General features: G+C 74.4%; 12 protein-coding genes and 1 tRNA gene. 3 read left to right on the top strand and 10 right to left on the bottom strand.

From position 1 onward, the window contains the following. Positions 1-13: 13 nt before the first annotated feature. The 3 genes from GWJ10_RS13945 to GWJ10_RS13935 form a co-directional block, all read right to left on the bottom strand. A complete protein-coding gene (locus GWJ10_RS13945) occupies positions 14-1,696 on the bottom strand; it encodes a hypothetical protein (RefSeq protein WP_241005815.1) in 1,683 nt (560 codons plus the stop codon). Positions 1,697-1,790: 94 nt separating this feature from the next. Beyond that, positions 1,791-3,278: a family 20 glycosylhydrolase gene (locus tag GWJ10_RS13940; RefSeq protein ID WP_061268070.1), complete on the bottom strand. Its 1,488-nt coding sequence runs from the start codon at positions 3,276-3,278 to the stop codon at positions 1,791-1,793. Positions 3,279-3,383: 105 nt separating this feature from the next. Continuing rightward, positions 3,384-5,012, bottom strand: a complete 1,629-nt coding sequence (locus GWJ10_RS13935; RefSeq protein ID WP_163188104.1) for a hypothetical protein — start codon at positions 5,010-5,012, stop codon at positions 3,384-3,386. 197 nt (positions 5,013-5,209) lie between these two features. Here GWJ10_RS13935 and GWJ10_RS13930 point away from each other — a divergent pair, with 197 nt between their 5' ends. After that, on the top strand, positions 5,210-5,725 hold the full coding sequence (locus tag GWJ10_RS13930) for a DUF4190 domain-containing protein (RefSeq protein ID WP_163187984.1): 516 nt from the start codon (positions 5,210-5,212) through the stop codon (positions 5,723-5,725). A gap of 90 nt (positions 5,726-5,815) precedes the next feature. Here GWJ10_RS13930 and GWJ10_RS13925 read toward each other — a convergent pair whose 3' ends face one another. The 6 genes from GWJ10_RS13925 to GWJ10_RS13900 all read right to left on the bottom strand — a co-directional run bounded on the left by GWJ10_RS13925 (position 5,816) and on the right by GWJ10_RS13900 (position 13,896). Next, a complete protein-coding gene (locus GWJ10_RS13925; protein ID WP_163188103.1) occupies positions 5,816-6,712 on the bottom strand; it encodes a formylglycine-generating enzyme family protein in 897 nt (298 codons plus the stop codon). Positions 6,713-6,882: 170 nt separating this feature from the next. Beyond that, positions 6,883-6,955: transfer RNA gene (locus GWJ10_RS13920), tRNA-Ala, on the bottom strand. Between the two features lie 64 nt (positions 6,956-7,019). Further along, entirely contained in the window at positions 7,020-8,246 is a 1,227-nt protein-coding gene (locus GWJ10_RS13915; RefSeq protein WP_163188101.1) for a hypothetical protein, read from the bottom strand. 61 nt (positions 8,247-8,307) lie between these two features. Then, the gene (locus GWJ10_RS13910; protein WP_043657664.1) at positions 8,308-8,958 is read right to left on the bottom strand and encodes a GNAT family protein; all 651 of its coding nucleotides are present in this window, start codon (positions 8,956-8,958) and stop codon (positions 8,308-8,310) included. 167 nt (positions 8,959-9,125) lie between these two features. Beyond that, positions 9,126-11,582 carry a N,N'-diacetylchitobiose phosphorylase gene (locus GWJ10_RS13905; protein ID WP_163188099.1) on the bottom strand — a complete coding sequence of 819 codons (2,457 nt, stop codon included), beginning with the start codon at positions 11,580-11,582 and terminating at the stop codon, positions 9,126-9,128. A gap of 73 nt (positions 11,583-11,655) precedes the next feature. After that, on the bottom strand, positions 11,656-13,896 hold the full coding sequence (locus GWJ10_RS13900; protein ID WP_163188097.1) for an NTP transferase domain-containing protein: 2,241 nt from the start codon (positions 13,894-13,896) through the stop codon (positions 11,656-11,658). Between the two features lie 180 nt (positions 13,897-14,076). Between GWJ10_RS13900 and GWJ10_RS13895 the strand changes: the two genes are divergently transcribed. Beyond that, entirely contained in the window at positions 14,077-14,709 is a 633-nt protein-coding gene (locus GWJ10_RS13895) for a 5-formyltetrahydrofolate cyclo-ligase (RefSeq protein ID WP_034654285.1), read from the top strand. A gap of 73 nt (positions 14,710-14,782) precedes the next feature. Here GWJ10_RS13895 and GWJ10_RS13890 read toward each other — a convergent pair whose 3' ends face one another. Beyond that, positions 14,783-17,341, bottom strand: coding sequence for a penicillin acylase family protein (locus GWJ10_RS13890; protein WP_163188212.1), 2,559 nt, complete (start codon positions 17,339-17,341; stop codon positions 14,783-14,785). A 274-nt stretch (positions 17,342-17,615) separates the two neighbouring features. Here GWJ10_RS13890 and GWJ10_RS13885 point away from each other — a divergent pair, with 274 nt between their 5' ends. Next, positions 17,616-17,930 carry an FmdB family zinc ribbon protein gene (locus tag GWJ10_RS13885; RefSeq protein WP_082774532.1) on the top strand — a complete coding sequence of 105 codons (315 nt, stop codon included), beginning with the start codon at positions 17,616-17,618 and terminating at the stop codon, positions 17,928-17,930. Positions 17,931-18,001: the final 71 nt, after the last annotated feature.

The following is an 18,001-nucleotide window of genomic DNA, read 5'->3' as shown; positions in this document are numbered from 1 at the left end:
AGCCGGGCCGGCGTCACTGGTAGCTGACGAAGTCCGGGGTCGGGCTGATGCCCCAGGTCTGCTCGGGCGTGAGCATGGGCGCGTCCTCGTCGTAGAAGTTCTTCCAGCCCCAGAACAGCCCCGCCGGCGCGTCCTGGTGCAGCGTGGACCACGTGGCCGCCTTCGCGCCCTGGCCACCCTGGCCGTCGGCGTGGACGACGGTCGCGAGCTCGGGGTGGGCGGTGTCGAAGCGGGCGCGGTCGGTGATCATCGACGTCCGGAACTGGTGCAGCAGGAAGACCTTCTGCGGCAGGTCGCGCTCGCGCACGAGGCCCGCGAGGTAGTCGCCGACGGCGTTGACCTCGTCCACCCCGACGGAGCCGATCTGGGCGAGGTGCACCTGGTCGGGGCCGAGGCGCCACTCCGGGTCGAGCGCGACGCCGACGTGCGGCTGCGCGACGAGGTCCTCGTACGCGCGCACCTGCGTGAGGAAGTCCGTGCGGCCCGGCTGGAAGTCCAGCACGACGTACACCCCCGCCTCGCGCGCGGCGTCCACGTAGGGCCGCACGAGGTCGGCGGCACGCTCGTTCGAGTAGTTGCCGTCGGAGCCCGCGGACCCCGACGCGACCGTCGTGATGATCTCGAGCGTCGGCACCACGGGCTCCTCCGTGAGGCCCTGGTACCAGGCCGCGTGCTCCTGGGCGCGCGCGATCGTCGCGGCGACGTCCTGCGCGCCGAGCACGCCGAGCACCGGCGCCCCCGGCGACCCGTAGAGCGCGACGTAGCGCTTGCCGGGCAGGGCGAGCTGCCCGCCGCCGGGCAGCTCCGTGCCCGTCGCGGCCGCCTCGACGCGCCACCCGAGGTCGTCGGGGCTGCCGAACGACGCCCCGAGGCCGACGGTCGCCGTCGCCCCGGCCCCCGCGACCGCCTGGACGGCCTCGGACGTGGTGCGCGGGTCGCCGCCGGGGGCGTCGACGACCGCCGCGCCCGACGCGCGGGCCGTCGCGGCCGCCGGTCGGGCCGCGGCCCCGGCGTCGGGGTCCGTCAGCGCGAGGACGCCGGTCGACGTCTCGGCGTCGCCCGACGCCGGGAGGTCCTGGACCGCGAGGTCGGCGGCGCCCGCGAGCGACTCCTCGTCGACGGCGCCGTCGGGCGCGACGGCCGCCGGGTCGACGTGCACCGTGGTCACGTGGTCGAGGCCGGGGACGCTCGTCCCCTCCGGCGCGACGACGACCGCCTCGGCGGTGTCGAGGCGTGCCAGCTCCTCGGCGAGCGCCGCGTCGTCCCCCGCGACCAGGACGGGCGCGACGACCCGCTCGGCGAGCGCCGCGGCGACGCCGACCGCGGTCGCGTCCTCGGCGGCGTCGGCCGGCACGACGACCGCGACCGGCGCGGTCGCGAAGAACGTGCGGCTCGCCGCGAGCGCGAGCGCGGCGGGGCCCTCCTCGGTGAGGGTGAGGACGCCCTCGGGCGTCGCGGCGCGGGCGCCGTCGGGCTCGGCCTCGGCGCCGGCGGCGGGCCCCGTGCTGCTCGCGGCGGGGTCCGGGTCGCCGCCCGTGCACGCGGCGAGCGCGGTCGCCAGGGCCAGCGTCGCGGCGAGCGCGGCCGCACGACGGCGCGGGCCGCTCCGGCGCGCGCGGGAGCCGGGGCGTGGGGTCGAGGAGGGAGTTCCGGACGGGTCGTCGTGGCGGGCGGCGGAGAAGGTCACGAAGGCCATCGATCGATGGTCCGTCAGCGGTCGCCCGCCTCGCGACCGCAGGACGGGTTTTCCCCGGTGACGTCGACCACCCCGCGGGCGTCGCCCGCCCGCGTCACCAGTCGACCTGCTCCGAGGGATGGAAGGGGGTGCCTGAGCGGCGCCACGCGTGCGCCTCGCGGGCGACGCGTCGGCGGTAGTCGTCCCAGTCCTTGCGGTCGGGGGCCGTCCAGGCGACCTCCGCGACGGCGCTCAGGCGCGGCAGGAGCATCGTGAACAGCGCGTCGAGCGTGGGGATGCGCTCCGTCCAGACCGCGGCCTCCACGCCCTCGATCGAGTCGGCAGGGAGCCCGGGGACCACCTGCTCGGGCTCCCAGTCGTACGCGTCGCGGACCTCGACAAGCCCCGCCCACTCCTGCCCGAGCGGGAAGTCGGCCGTGTACTTCATGTCGAGGTAGACGCGGTTCGCGGGCGACATGATGACGCGCGCTCCCGCCCTGGCGGCGTCGACGAGGTACGTGAGGTCCATCGGGTGGGTGTCCCAGTACTGCACGAGGGTGCCCGGGCGCAGGGGCGCCTTCGCCGCCTCCTGCCACGCGACCGGCTTCTTGCCCGCCTCGAGGATCAGCCGCTCGCACAGCTCGACGAAGCGCGCGTACTCGGCGGGCTCCATCTTCAGCACCTCGTCTCCGCCGAGGTGCACGTGCTCGCCGTCGGTCGCGTGGGCGAGGTCCGTGAAGACGTCGCGCAGGAAGGGCTCGGTGGCCGGGAGGTCGAACGTCAGGCGCGAGAAGCCCACCTCGATGCCGTGGTAGGCGTCCGTGGGGACGCCGTCGGGCATGAGGTCGCCGTACACGTGGGTCGCCGCGTTGATGTGGCCCGGCACGTCGATCTCCGGCACGACGCGCACGAAGCGCTCGGCCGCGTGGTCCTGCAGGGCGCGGAAGTCGGCGAGGGACAGGTGGCCGCCCGTCCCGCCGGACGTGTCGCCGCCCGAGGAGAGCTTGGCGAGCTCGGGCCGCGACGGCGACTCGATGCGCCAGCCCTGGTCGTCGGTGAGGTGCAGGTGCAGCACGTTGAGCTTGTACGCCGCCGCGACGTCGACCACGGCCCGTAGCGCGTCGAGCCCGAAGAACGTGCGCGCCACGTCCACGGAGAGACCGCGCCAGGGGTAGCGCGGCGCGTCGTGCACGACGACGTGCGGCACTCGCGCGGGCGCCCCGTCACCCGACGCGACGACGAGCTGGCGCAGCGTCTGCACCGCGTGGAGCAGCCCGGCCGGCTCGGGCGCCGTGGCGGTGACGCCGGCCGCGTCGACGACGAGGCTGTAGCGCTCGGGGCTCGTGGAGCCCTCCGGCCCGGCCGCCTCGTCGACGCGCAGGACGAGCGCCGTGCGCTCCCCGTCCGCGGCGGGCACCGCGACGGCGGCGGGGTCGTCGTGCGTCGCGGTGACGCCGTCGAGGCCGGAGAGGAGCTTCGCGGCGAGGTCGGCGAGCCAGGGGGCGGCGCCGTCGAGACCGACCGCGTGGACCTCCAGGGCGGGGACGGGGACGTGTCCCTCGCCGGGCTCGACGTGCAGGGGCTGGGGGATGATCGAGACCATCAGGTACCTCGTCGTCTGGGTCTGGTCGAATCGATTCGGCTTTTGCGAGCGACACACCCTAACCCGCTCGCGCGGGACCGGCCAAGTGCCCAGAGGAGCGGATCGTCAGCGCGACGCCGCCACGTAGCGCGGGCTCGGGTCGAGCGACAGCACGCCCTCGACGTCCCCCGCCGGGTCCGCCGAACCCGTGGTCCAGCCTCCCACCACGCCCGCCGGGACGTCGTCGAGCAGCGTGCCCCACTCGCGCGCGCGGGCGCCGAACCCGGCCTGCGCCGTCGACTGCAGCACGACGGCCGCCTCGCCCGCACCCACGTCGAGCGCGGCGGCGTCGAGCACCGCCTCGGCGTCGGGCCGCTGCACGACGACGAGCTTCTGCGGCAGGCCCTGCGTGCGCACGACCTCGCCGACGGCGCCGATCGCGGCGCTGAGCTCCGCCGCGCCCACCGTGCCGGCCCGCGACTCCTCGCCCGCGCGACGGGCGTCGACCGCGAGCGCGACGCCCACGGTCGGGCGGGCGAGCAGGTCCGCGTACTCGGCGACCTGCTCGTCGAAGCTCGCGCGCCCGGGCTCGAGGCGCAGCACCACGAGCACCCCCGCGGCCGCCGCGGTGTCGACGAGCGGGACGAGCTCCTCGGCGGGGATCTCGGTCGAGTAGTCGCGGTCCGCGCCCGGGTTGGACGACGCTCGCGTCGCCGGCACCTCGAGCACCGGGACCACCACGTCGTCCGGGGCAGCCTCGGCGTACGCCGCCGCCGCCTCCTGCGCACGCTCGACGGCCTCCGTCGCCGAGCGCTCCCCCACCGCCACGAGGCCCGACGTCACGGCGTCGGCCTCCACCGCGACATACCGGACGCCGTCGGCCAGGACGAGCTGCGAGCCGCTGGGGAGCAGGTCGCCCGCCTCGGCCGACCGCAGCCGCCACGTGAGGTCGTCGGCCGTGCCGAAGCTCGCGCCGATGCCCACGACGGCGAGCGCCTTCGCCGCCGAGATCGCGTCGACGACCTCGGCGGACGCCCGCGGGTCGCCCTGCGGCACCTCGAGCGGCACGGCGCCCGCGGCGCGCGCGGTCGCGATGGCGGCGGACTGCGGTCCGCCCGGTACGGCGAGGCTGCCCGGCTCCGTGAGGGCGAGGACCTCGGTCAGCGTCTCCGGCTCGCCCCGCTCGGGCAGCGCGGCGCGGACCTCGTCCAGGTCGCGCTCGTCGAGCGTCCCGTCGGGGAGGAGTGCCCCGACCTCCAGCAGGACGCGCTCGACGCCGTCGACGTCGCCCAGGGTCGCGCGCGCGGGCTCCTCGCCCACGCCCTCCTGGCCGGGGGGCGCCTCCGGCTCGCCCACCTCGACGACGGCGACCGCGCCGAGCCGGCGCAGCTCCGTGCGCAGCCCACCGTCCGAGATGGCGCCACCCACGAGCAGCACGGGCGCGGCCAGCTCGACGGCGGCCGCGGCCGCGGTCGCGCGCGCGGCCTCGTCGTCCGCCGCGGCGAGCACGACGACCGGCGCGTTGGTGAAGAACGCCTGGCTGCTCGTCAGCGCGAGCTCCGCCGGCTCGGTCGAGCCGAGCACGAGCACCCCGTCGCTCGGCTCGGCGGCGCGGGCGACGAGCCCGGTCTCGCCCGCGGACGGCCCGTCGGCCTCCGCCGTCTCCGCGGCGCAGCCGCCCAGCGCCACGACGGCACCGAGCGAGAGGACGACGGGGAGGGCGACAGGGACGAATCGGACCTTCCGAGTGTTCACGCCCCCATCATCGCGCACCTGGCGCGGCTCGCCGACCGAGGGATGTGAGGGACTCGTGACGGTCGGACCGACCCGCCGCGGGGTCGCGTGACCCCCACCACCCGCGCCGCCCGCCGAGCGCGCCGCGGAACCACAGGGCGGGCGGCGCCCCCGACCGGCATACTGGACGGGCCCTGACCGAACGCCGAGGAGATCGCATGTCGACCCCCGACCAGCCCGACCAGAACCCGCAGCAGCCCGGCGGGACGCCGTCCGGCCCGCCCGCCTACGGGGCGCCGCAGCCCGGCGAGCCGCAGCAGCCGCCGCAGGCCCCGCAGTACGGCGCCCCTCAGGCCCCGCAGTACGGCGCCCCGCAGGCGCCCCAGTACGGCGCCCCGCAGGCGGGCACGCCGTCGTACGCCGCCCCGGGCCAGGACCCGGGCAAGACGATGGGGATCGTCGGCCTCGTGCTGTCGTTCCTCGGCTGCCTCTCGATCGTGGGTCTGATCCTCAGCATCGTGGCCTTCAACAAGTCGAAGAAGGCCGGTTACAAGAACGGCCTGGCGCTCGCCGGCATCATCGTCGGCGCGATCGTGCTCGTCCTGACGATCATCGGCTCGATCGTGTTCTTCAGCACCGTCGGCGCCGTGACGCAGGAGGTCCTCGACGCGTGCTCCGGCGTGCCGTCGGGGACGGTCGTCGAGGTGCGTGGCGAGCCCGTCACCTGCCCCTGACGTCGTCCGACGACGCCGCTCCGCGAAGGCCCTCACCGCTCGGTGGGGGCCTTCGCCGTGTTCGGGCGGGGACGGCGCGCCGACCTGCGGTCAGGGGGCGACCGCGGCGCAGCGGAACCCCAGGTGGGTCGTCGCGCTGTCGTCGGACTGCGCGGACCGGGCCGCGGGTCGGTAGCGGCGGCAGTACTCGGGCGCGCACAGGTACGAGCCGCCTTTCGTCACGCGCAGGACCTCCGGCGACGTCGTGGGGGCCAGCAGGTTCGGCCGCCCGCCGGCGTCCGGCCCCCGAGCGCCCGGGACGACGTGGCGCGGCGTGAACGTGTCCGCCGTCCACTCCCACGTGTTCCCGACGAGGTCCACGAGCCCGTACCCGTTCGGGTCGTACGAGCCGACGGGCGACGTCCCGCCCCACCCCTCGTCGAGGTACGGGAACCGGCCCTGCCACGTGTTGGCCATCACCTGCCCGCCCGGGGCGAGCTCGTCGCCCCACGCGTACTCCGCGTCGTCGAGCCCGCCCCGCGCGGCGCGCTCCCACTCGGCCTCGGTGGGCAGACGACGGCCCGCCCACCCCGCGTAGGCCGAGGCGTCCTCGAACGCGACGAGCACCACCGGGTGGTCCGGCCGGTCGTCGACGTCGGAGCCCGGCCCCTGCGGCGCGCGCCACGACGCCCCGGGCTGCCACCGCCACCACTGCCGCCAGTCGCGCAGGTCGACCGGTCCGGCCGTCGGGGTGAACACGAGCCCCCCGGGCACCAGGTCCGCCGGGTCGGCACCCGGGAAGTCGGCCGGGTCGAGGGGGCGCTCCGCGACCGTCACGTAGCCGGTGTCCGCGACGAACGCCGCGAACTGCGCGTTCGTCACCGCGTGCCGCTCCAGGAGGAACGGCTCGACCTGCCGGTCGTGGGCCGGCCCCTCCTCCGGGTAGTGCCGGTCCGAGCCCATGCGGAACGTCCCGCCGGGGACCGGGACCAGCTCGGTGAGGGTCACGTCGCCAGGATAGGTCCGGCGCGCCGGCCGAGCGCGCGGGCTCGGCACCGCCTCCAGGACGTCGACGTCGGGGCGGAAGGACGGTCGCCGGCATCGCGGGAAAGTCCCGGGACAAGACGAGACCCTCGCCGTCTCAGGTCGTCGACCTGGTCTGGCGAGGGTCTCTCCGGTGGAGCTAGGGGGATTCGAACCCCCGACCTTCTCATTGCGAACGAGACGCGCTACCAACTGCGCCATAGCCCCTCAAGCGAGGAACAGATTAGCACCCCGAGGGCGGGGTCTCGCAAACCGGCCGCCCTCAGGGGGTCTACTGCCCTGCCGCCCGACGGCGCGCCAGGATCTCGTTGAGGTCCAGGCCGAGCGTCTCCGTGGACGGCTTGCGCTCGTCGCCCACGGCCGGGGTCGGGGCGCCGGACCGGGCGTCGGCGGCCACCACCGGCTCGACGCGGGCCGACACCGTGGGCGAGACGACGTCGTCGTCCGTGAGCGGGGCGGGCTCGCGGCGGGGGGCCGTGGGCTTCATGGTGTACGTCGGCGGAGGCACGGGCACGGGGTCCCACGCGCGGCCCGTCGGGACGCGCTCGGCGTCGACGACCTCGACCTCGACGACCGGGGTCGTCTCGCGAACGGTGGTCGGCTCGTCGGCCGCTGGGGCGGGCTCCTCGGACGCGGGGCCCTCGGCCGGACCGGACGCGGTGGCCCGCTCGCGGGACGACGCGCCCGTCGTGGCCGGCGCGCCGGCGTCCGCGGAGGCCGCGGCGTTCGCCCGCGCGAGGTCCTGCGGCGTGACGCGCGGGATCATCTGCGTGCTCACCTGCGAGCCGTGGACGGCGCGACCCGTGACGCGCGGGCGAGCGCCCCGGGGGGCGGGCGGTGCGCCGAGCACGGCGCCGCGAGCCGCGCGGGCCGCGGCACGACGCTCGGCCAGCCACGCGGCGTCGGACCGCTGGGCGGCGAGCACCGCACGGCGGCCGAGCACGAGCACGAGGCCGAGGAACGCCGTCGGGACCACGCCCGCCCACCACGGGACGAGCCCGAGCGCGACGACGACCCACACCCCGACGGTCGCGAGGAGCAGCACGACCGTGAGCGCGAGACGACGGCGCGCCGCGGCGGCGCGCCGCTCGAGGAGCTCGAGGCGGGACTGCTCGGAGGCCGGCTGACGGCGCGGCGGTGCCCCGCGCGAGGGTGACGCGCTGACGGTGCTCCCCATGGCGTGCGTTCCCTCCTCGTCGTGCGTCCGGCCCTCGGACCGGCTCTGCGTCCCGGCTGCCCCGAGCAGGGGGCGCCCTCCGGCTCCGGCGGGACCGGAGGCGATCGCCGCGACGGTCGTGACGCCGTCGAGCCGGGCGTCCCAGCGGTCGAAACCCCCGCCGCCCGGGCCGGCGACGGCCAGGACGCGCAGGGAGCCGGAGAAGCGGTCGTCCGTGCGCGCGTCCAGCAGCTGCTGCCGGTGACGCACCCGGTGCGGGACGTAGAAGCCGACCCACAGCAGGAACACCGCGAGCGCGACGATCCCCGAGGCCGATTCCACATCACGACCGTAGGCGAGGCCCGCGGTCACGCTCCGCACGCGCCCCGGCGTGTCGGGCGGCTCAGATGCTCTCGCGGCGTGTCGCCTGCCAGCGCGCGAGGAGGCCGTCCGGGACCTCCTCGCTCGTGACGGCGAACGTCCGGTGGTCGCGCCACTCCCCCTGGATGTGCAGGTAGCGCTCGCGCACCCCTTCGTCGCGCAGCCCCAGCTTCTCCACGACGCGCAGGCTCGGGCCGTTCTCCGGGCGGATGTTGATCTCGATCCGGTGCAGCCCGAGGATCGTGAAGCAGTAGTCCGTGGCCATCGCGACGGCGGTCGGGATGACGCCGCGGCCCGCGACGTGCTCGCTCACCCAGTAGCCGATGCTCGCGCCGCACAGCGAGCCGTACGTGATGGACGACACGGTGAGCTGGCCGACGAGCTCGTCGTCCAGCTCGACGGCGAACGGCAGGGAGGACCCCGCGCGCGCCTGCGCCGAGAGGACCCGGACGTACTCCGCGAACGTGGGCGGCCCGCCCGGCGTGCCGGGGCGCGGCGACGTGCCCTCCCACCGCTCCAGCCAGTCCGCGTTGCGCGCGCGCAGCCGCATCCAGGCGTTCGCGTCCCGGCGCCGCAGCGGACGCAGGACCACGGACCCGCCCAGGGTGTCGTCCCGCAGCGTCACGGGCCACGGCTTGGCGACGGTCCAGCCGCGCGCGATCTTGTGGGTCATGCGGCGGTGTACCGTCCTCGGCCTGTCGGTGGGCTTGGCGACGAGGACCGGCGGTGCGCCCGGCCCTCGGTGCACAGGGTGACACCACCGGGCGCCCGCGCGCCACCGACCGGTGACGCGGGCACCCGATGGTGTCCCCGTGCTCAGTCCCGCACTCGGACCCGTCCTCAGCCCAGCGTGACGACGACCTTCGCCTCCGTGCCCGCGGGCAGCGCCGGGATCGGGGTCGCCGGGTCGTGCTCGACGCCGTCGACCGTCACCGAGCGCACGCCCTTCGACACGTGGTCCGGGTTGCGGACCTCGATGTCGTAGACGGCGCCGCGCCACTCACGACGCACCTCGAACCCGTCCCAGTCCTTCGGGATCGACGGGTCGACGACCAGGCCGTCGAGCGCGAGGCGGACGCCGAGCACGTACTTGGTCACGGCGGTGTACATCCAGCCGGCCGTGCCCGTGAGCCACGGGTTCTGCGCCTTGCCGAACCACTCGTGGTCGCGGCCGTAGAGGAACTGGACGTACGCGTACGGCTCCGCCCCGCGGACCTCGATGTTGTCGTTCTGGTGGTACGGCAGGATCGCGTCGTAGAACTGCACCGCCTCGTCGCCGCGGCCCAGCATCGCCTCGGCGATGATCGGCCACGCGTTCGGGTGGGAGAAGATCGCGGCGTTCTCCTTGATGCCCGGGTACACGCGCGTCACAAAGCCGACCGTGTCGTCGACCTTCGTGAACGCCGGCCAGTTGAGGTGGTTGCCGTACTCGGAGCCGAGGAGCTCGCGCACCGCGTCCATCGACGCCTCGCCGCGCTCCTGGCTCGTGATGCCCGCGATGACGGGCCAGGCCTGGTGCTCGAGGAAGATCTTGCCCTCGTCGTTCTGCGCCGAGCCGATCTTCACGCCGTCGCGCGTGTAGCCGCGGATCCACCAGCGCCCGTCCCAGAGCTGCGCGTCCGCGACCTTCGCGATGCGCTCGCGCTCCGCCGTGAACCGGACGACGTCCGCCTCGGCGCGCTCGTCGCCCGCCGTCGCGAGCGGCTCCGCGACCTCGAGGAACGCGCCGATCGCCCACGCGTGGAGGAAGGTCACGAGCGACGTCTCGCCGCCGCCGAGGTTGAGGCAGTCGTTCCAGTCGGCGCGCAGGCCGAGCGCGACGCCGTTCTGGCCCACCTGCTCGGCGGAGAACTCGAGCGCGCGGACGAGGTGGTCGTAGACGGTCGCGGGCGTGCCCTCGGCGAACGGGATCTCCAGGTCGAGGAACGCGCGGTCGCCCGTCTCCTTGACGTACTCCACGACCGACGGCACGAGCCACAGGTGGTCGTCGGAGCACGTGTCCTCGAGGCCGTGGATGAGGTCCTTCGGGTCGACCGTCGGGACGATCGTCGGCGACGGGACGTCGGGCAGCTTCTCCGCGTCGGGGTCGAACGCCTTGGGGTCGAACAGGTGCAGGCCGTAGCCGGCCTCGGTCTGGGCCCGCAGGAGCTCGACGATGCGCTGCCGCGTCTTCGTCGGGTTCGAGTGGATGACGCTCATGACGTCCTGCGCCGTGTCCCGGTAGCCGAGCCCGGCGCGCCCGCCCACCTCGACGAACGACGCGAACCGCGACCACACGACGCACGTCTCCGCCTGGAGCAGCGTCCACGCGTTGATCATCGTGTTCATGCCCTCGTGGGGCGTGCGGATGCGCAGCTTGTCCTGCTTGGCGCGCCAGTAGTCGCGCAGCCGCTCGCGCTCGTGGTCGACGGCCGCGACGTCCGAGTACTTCGCCTGGATCGCGCGACCGGCCGCGTCGCGCGAGCCGTAGCCGAGCATGAAGACGAGGCGCTTGGTCTCGCCCGGCGCGAGCGTCACCTTGTGCAGCAGCGCGCCGCAGTGGTTCTGCGTCGTCGCGCTCGCGTTCGAGCCCTCGCCCCGCTCGATCGCGAGCGGGTTGCTCTCGGTGCGGTACGGGCCGATGAAGCTGTCGCGCAGCGAGTCGTACGACGACGGCGTCTCGCTCGACGCAAAGTAGTGGTACGTCCAGGGCTCGTAGTAGAAGTCGTACTCGATGATCCCGTCCTCGTACGAGGAGCCGGACGCGTAGAGCGACATCTGCAGGTTCTGGTTGTCGATCGTGATCGTGTGGAACGAGAACTCCACGTACGACCCGACGGTGAGCTCGCGCACCTCGTCCGTCGTGTTGGTGACGCGCACGTCCCACAGCTCGACGTCGTCGTCGAGCGGGATGAAGACCGTCTGCTCCGCGTCGATGCCCTTGTACTCGGAGCGGAAGGTCGTGTAGCTCAGGCCGTGGCGCGTGGTCCAGCGCCCCGCGCCGCCGGCCGGGTCGAGCTCCTCGTCCGGCCCGACGAACGGCTTGCCGACCGGCTGCCAGGACACCGACCAGTAGTCGCCGTCCGCGTCGTCGCGCAGGTAGACGTAGTGACCGGGGCGGTCGAGCGGCACCCCGTTCTGGCGGAAGCGCGAGATGCGCCCGTACTGCGAGCTCTTGTAGTACGAGTACCCGCCGCCGTGGTGCGACAGGACCGTGCACATGTCCCGGGTGCCGAGGTAGTTCGTCCACGAGACGGGGACGTCGGGGCGCTCGACGACGTACTCGTCGTGCGCGGTGTCGAAGTGGCCGTAGCGCATCGTTGCTCTGGTTCCTGTCCTGGGTGGGGCTGGGGGCTGGGTGCAGCGGGGGTGCCGGGTGGGGGCGCGGGCGTCAGACGCCGGCGGTGACGAACCCCTGCAGCCACTCGAGGAGCTCGGCGGCCTTCTCGGGGGTGTCCGCCTCGACGAACATGCGCAGGACGGGCTCGGTCCCGGAGAACCGCAGGAGCGCCCAGTTGTCGTTCTCGAGGAGGATCTTGGTGCCGTCCAGGTGGGAGACCGAGACGACCGGGTACGGCCCGACGTGCGTGAGGGGCTGCGCCTCGAGCCGGCGCGGCACCTCGACGCGCATCTCCGGGGTGGCCGGCACGCCCGCCTCGAGCGTGTACAGGCGGCCGGTGATCTCGTAGAGCATCGCGCGCAGCTCGGAGATCCGCTTGCCCGTGCGCGCCAGCATCTCGGCCACGAGGGCGCACGCGAAGATGCCGTCCTTGCCGAGGATCCAGCCGCGGATCGTCAGGCCACCGGACGACTCGCCGCCGAGCACGGCGCCGATCTCCGCCATGCCCGCGGTGACGTGCTTGAACCCGACCCTGACCTCGCGCGACTCCTCGCCGAAGTGCGCCGCGAGCCGGTCGAGCAGGTGCGTCGTCGCGAGGTTGCGCACCACGCCGCCCTTCTCCCCGCGGACCTCGTGCAGGTACCAGTACAGGAGGAGGAGCAGGTCGTTCGTCGAGATGTACTCGCCCGTCTCGTCGACGATCCCGATGCGGTCCGAGTCGCCGTCCGTCGCCATGCCGAGGTCGTAGCGGCCGCCGCCCTGCTGGATCATCGTCACGAGCGTGCTGAGGCGCTGGAGGTCCGGTGCCGGCGCGACGCCGCCGAACAGCGGGTTGTGCGCCGCGTGGATGAACTCCGACCGCACGCGCATGTCGGACAGGATGGTGCCGAGCGTGAGCTGGCTCGTGCCGTACATCGGGTCCACGACGACCTGCAGGTCCGAGCCGCGCACGGCCTCGACGTCGATGATCCGCTCGATCGCGTCGACGTACGGGTCCGTGAGCGACCGGTCGACGACGACGCCCGTGCGGCGGGCCACGTCGATGTCGAGCGTGATGACGTCGTCGACCGACAGCGCGTTCGCCTCGTCCTGGTAGCGGTCCGTCTCGTCGTCGAGCGGGAGCGAGCCGTCCTGGCGGAACACCTTCATGCCGTTCCACTCGGGCGGGTTGTGGCTCGAGGTGACGATGATGCCGTAGGCCGCCCCGAGGTAGGGCGCGGCGAAGGTCACGAGCGGGGTCGGCACGTCGTCGGGCAGGAGGGTCACCGCGATGTTGTTGCCCGCGAAGACCTCGGCCGCGGCGATGGCCGACTCGCGCGAGAGGAAGCGGCGGTCGCCGCCGATCACGACGCCCTTCCCGTCCAGCCCGCGGCGGATCGTCTCGTTCGCGATGGCCTGGCACAGCCGGCGCACGTTGGCGAGCGTGTAGCCCTCGCCGATGACCGCGCGCCAGCCGCCGGTGCCGAACACGATCTTCGTGTCCGTGTTCTTCTTCGGCACGAACAGGCGCTTGAGGACGATGTCCGCCGCCTGGGCGAGCTCGTCCGGGGTGTTGATGCCGCGGACCTCGTCCACGTCGACGATGCGGTACGACGAGATGCGCTTGCCCGCCCCGATGACGCGGCGCGCGAGCTCGGTCAGCCGGTGCTCGCCGTCGGCCGCCATGCGCTCCAGCTCGCCGAACAGCAGGCGGGGCGCCGCGACGTACGCCCCCACGTTGATCTCGGTGCCCGGCTCGGGCGTGGCGTCCGCGACCTCGGACGACTCGAGGATCGCCGTGATCTCGCCCCCGGCGCGGACCACGCGCCCGTAGCCGTCCGGGTCGTCGACGACGGCGGAGAGCAGCGACAGGTCCGCGCCCGTGAGGGTGTGGCGCGTCAGCAGCCCGAGGAGCGACTCGGAGCGCAGCAGCGGCGTGTCCGCGTAGGCGACGAGGACCGGCTCGTCGACGCCCGGCCCGAGCACCGACGCGATCGCCTCGCGCGCCGCGAGGACCGCGTCGCCCGTGCCGAGCGGCGACTCCTGCTCCACGTAGACGACGTCCTCGCCGAGCAGCTCGCGCACGGTCGGGTCGTCGGGCGACACGACCACGACGATGCGGCCCGCGTCGACGACGCGGCGGACGTTCGCGACCGCCAGCTCGACGACCGTCGCGCCGCCCAAGGGCCGCGACAGGAGCTCGCGCGACGCGTCGTCGTGGCCCGCGGCCAGCACGACGGCGGCACGACCGGTCCTCGGGTGGGCGCTCCCTCGTGGGGCGGTCTCGGTGGGGTTCGCGGTCGTCGCGGTCATGGCGTCCTCACTGTCGGCACCTCTGTCGGACGGCGACCCATTTGTCAGGAGTCCGAACTACTGGCTCCCTCCGATCATAGGCACCACGGACGCGTCCGCGGAACCCGCTCCGGGACTCCGGGGCCGAAGGTCACCCGCGCGGCGTCGGCGCGGACGCGCGCGCCGGGTGACAATAGGGACATGAGTGGCCCGGTCCAGCCATACCCCCTGCACGGAAGCATCGAAGCCGAGGACGCGAAGGAGATCCTCCGCAAGGCCATCCGCACGCATCGCCAGGCGCGGTCCGAGCGGCTCCGCAAGGAAGCGGACGCCGCCATCGCCGACGTCGTCGAGACCATCCCCGAGGTCGCCGCCGCCACGTGCGTCGCGACCTACGCCGCGCGCCCGGGTGAACCCGGCACGTCGGCGATGCTCGAGCGCCTCGCCGCGCGCGGCGTCCGCCTGCTGCTCCCCGTGCTCGGCGCGGGGCTCCAGCGGGACTGGGCCGTCTACGACGGCCCCGCCGACCTGCAGGTCCGGGCGCCCGGGCGGCCGCCCGAGCCCGGCACCCCGACCCTGGGTCCGGAGGCGATCGCCGAGGCCGACGTCGTCGTCGCGCCCGCGCTCGCCGTCGACTCGCGCGGCGTCCGGCTCGGCCAGGGCGGCGGGTGGTACGACCGCGCGCTCGAGCACGTGCGTCCCGGCACCAAGGTCGTGGCCGTCGTGTTCCCGGAGGAGGTCTACGACGCGAGCGACCGACCGCTGCCGGTCGAGCCGCACGACCGCACGGTCGACGCCGTCGCGACGCCCCTCGGCTGGCGCTGGCTGCCGTAGCAGGCTGCGCCGTCCGCCACCGCGCCGTCCGCCACCGCGCCCGCGCACGGGGGCGGACGCGCCGGCGGCTCCGCTACGGCACGAGGGTGAGCTCGTCCTTGCTCGCCTCGGCGACCGCCTCGGTGGAGAACGGCCACACGTACGTCTCGCCGCGGGACCACGTCTTCAGCTGGTCCGCGTAGTGCTTCGACGCCGGGTGCCCGGAGGTGCCCGTGACGGTCACCCACGTCGAGCGGTCGAGGTCGCCGAGGTCGACGACCATGCGCATCGACGGCCCGGCCGTCACGTCGAACGACCCGGACGCGGCGTCCCACGCGGTCGCGTTGACGATCGACGAGCCACCCGGCATGCCGACCGGGGTGGGGTTGACGTAGTCCCGCACCGGTCCCGGGATCGACTCGCCGCCCAGCACGGGGTGCTCGAGAGCGAGCACGTGGATCTTGCCCCACGCCCAGTCCGACGGCTGCTTGCTCTGCTCGACGGTGAGGTCGAGGCGCGCGGAGACGAGCGCCTGCGTGAGCACCTCGTCGCGCGTCTCGACCACGCTGACCGTCTGGCGGTCGTCCCAGAACGGGTCGGTCGGGTTCTCCAGGAGGTTCTGCACGACGGCGAGCCAGCGGCTGCCGCCACCCGGACGCGCCGACTCGGGCAGGTCGTCCCAGAAGGTGAGCTGGAGCAGGTTCCGCCACACGGCAGCGAAGTACGCCGCCGCGGCGGAGTCGGTGTCGGTCCGGTAGTCCCAGTCCGCGAGGAGCTGCTGGCCCTCGGCCGCGAAGTCGTCGTCGATCTCCTGCTCGAGCAGGGGCTGCACGAGCACCTCGGCGTACGGGCTGCGGTCGTCGACCTGGACCTCGTTCATCGTGTCGACGTCCACGGTGCGCCCGGCCGAGATCTCGGCCTCCAGGAGCTCGCGGATGCGCTGCGAGCGGTAGCCGTAGTCCCAGTCGGTCGTGAGGAACGGCGCGACGCCGTCCGGCAGCACGGCCTGGTTGGCGGCGACGATGAAGCCCTCGGCCGGGTCCACGACGCGCGGCATTTGCTCGCTGGGGACGTAGCCCTGCCAGTCGTAGCGCTCGTCGGACCCGTCGCGCGGCCACGTGCCGTCGGAGGGCACCTCGGCGTCGGGGACCGCCTGGCGCACGGGGATCTTCCCCGGCGCCTGGTAGCCGATGTGGCCGTCCGCGGTCGCGAAGACGATGTTCTGGGCCGGCACCTCGAAGAGTGCGGCGGCCGCCTGCATGTCCTCGGCGTCCTGCGCGAGGTTGAACGCGAAGACGGCGTCGGCGGTGCGGCCCGGCTCGAGCGCGGTCCACTGGAGCGCGACGGCGTACTCCCCCAGCCGCGTGTCCAGCGCGGGCGTGTCGACGGCCGCGTCCGTCGCCGGGATCGCCTCGGAGACGATCGGCCCGTGGAGCGTCGAGCGGACCTCGATCTCGATGTCGTCGCCCCCGGCGACGCGCAGCGTCTCGGTGCGGGTCTCCAGCGGGACCCACTCGTCGCCGCGCAGGTAGGTGTCGTCGCGCACGCGCTCGACGAAGAAGTCGGTGACGTCGGCGCCCATGTTCGTCAGGCCCCAGGCGAGCTGGGCGTTGTGCCCGATGACCACGCCGGGGAAGCCGGCGAACGAGAAGCCCGCGACGTCGAACCCGCACGCCGGGGAGACCTCGTTGCAGTGGAGCCCCACCTGCGCCCAGATGCCGGGCGCCCCGAGGGCGAGGTGCGGGTCGTTCGCGAGGATCGGCTTGCCCGACGCCGTGTGCTCGCCGGAGACGACCCACGAGTTCGAGCCGGTGCCCTCGCCGCGCCCGATGAGCACGGGGACGGCGCCGAGCGCGCGGTCCGCTGCCTGGAGCGCGGCCTGGAGGTGGTCCGAGCCGTACTCGGCGCGGGCCTGCGGGCCCAGCTCGAGCGCGACCTCCTGCGGGTTCTCGAGCTCGCCGGGGTCGAGGATCGGCGCGTTGAGCCCGGACGGGTAGGCAGGGAACAGCTCCGCGACGCGCGCCGTGTCCTGGAGCGTGCCGTAGGCCAGCGCGCGGTCGAGCTCGTCGTCGTAGTTGCCGCGCAGGTCCCAGGCCATCGCCTTGAGCCACGCGAGCGAGTCGACCGGGTCCCAGGGCTCGGGCTCGGCGACGTCGACCTGCAGCCCGAGCACCGTGTACTCGAGCGCGATCTCCGACGGGCTGCGGTCCTCCAGGTAGGCGTTGACGCCCTCCGCGTACGCCTGGAGGTACGCCTTGGTCTCGGGAGAGACGACGTCCCACTCCTCCTCCGCGACCTGGCGCCAGCCGAACGTGCGCGTCACGGTGTCGGCGGCGATCGCGTCCGGGTTGTCGCCGACGAGCTCGGCGAGCCGCCCCGACGTGACGTGCCGGCGGTAGTCCATCTCGAAGAAGCGGTCCTGCGCCTGGACGTAGCCCTGGGCGCGGAAGAGGTCCTCGGGGGTGTCGGCGTAGATCTGCGGCACGCCCTGGGCGTCGCGCAGCACGGTCACCTCGCTGCCGAGGCCGGGCACGGAGATCTCGCCGGACGCCTGCGGGAGCGGGCGCCGGACGGTGACCACGACGAACGCGGCACCCGCGACGAGCGCGACGACGAGCAGCGCCGCCACGCCGATCAGGACGCGCCGGCGCACGGACCGGCGACGGCGCCGCGGCGGGGCCGCGGCCTCGCCCGGGGTCGCGGGGTCGGCACCGGTGGCGGGGTCACCGGCGGGGGCCTCGGCGGGTTCGTGCGCAGACACGGATGCGAGACTACCCCGGCCCTGCCCGGGCGCCGGTCCGCGTATGATTAGCACTCGGAAGTTTCGAGTGCCAGGCGGTGTTGACACCGTCGACCAGGCCGAGACCGTCCCGATCCCGACCCGCCGGTGGCCGCCTCGACGGCCGTCTCGTGAACGAGGAGAACCCGTGCCCACCTACGCCTACAGCTGCACCGCCTGCGGTCACGCCTTCGACATCCACCAGTCGTTCAGCGACGACGCCCTCACGGTGTGCCCCGAGTGCTCGGGCCGCCTGCGCAAGGTGTTCTCCTCCGTGGGCGTGACGTTCAAGGGCTCCGGCTTCTACCGCACGGACTCGCGGTCCGGCGGGAAGACGTCGACGGCGCCCGCCGCCTCGACGTCCAGCGCGTCGTCGTCCTCGTCGTCGTCGGCGGGGTCGCCCTCGTCGTCGGGCGGCACGGGCTCGGGCGGCGCGTCGAGCAGCTCTGCCGCGTCGTCCTGACCTGACGCGGCGCCACCGGGTCGCTCGCCCCTGACGCGCCCGGGCTCCGGCGTCGGCGCCGCACCGGTGCG

The sequence above is a fragment of the Cellulosimicrobium sp. SL-1 genome, assembly GCF_011033075.1.
GTDB lineage: Bacteria > Actinomycetota > Actinomycetes > Actinomycetales > Cellulomonadaceae > Cellulosimicrobium > Cellulosimicrobium funkei.
The sequence above is the reverse complement of the archived record's forward strand: the minus strand, read 5'-3'. Positions and strand labels throughout refer to the sequence as shown.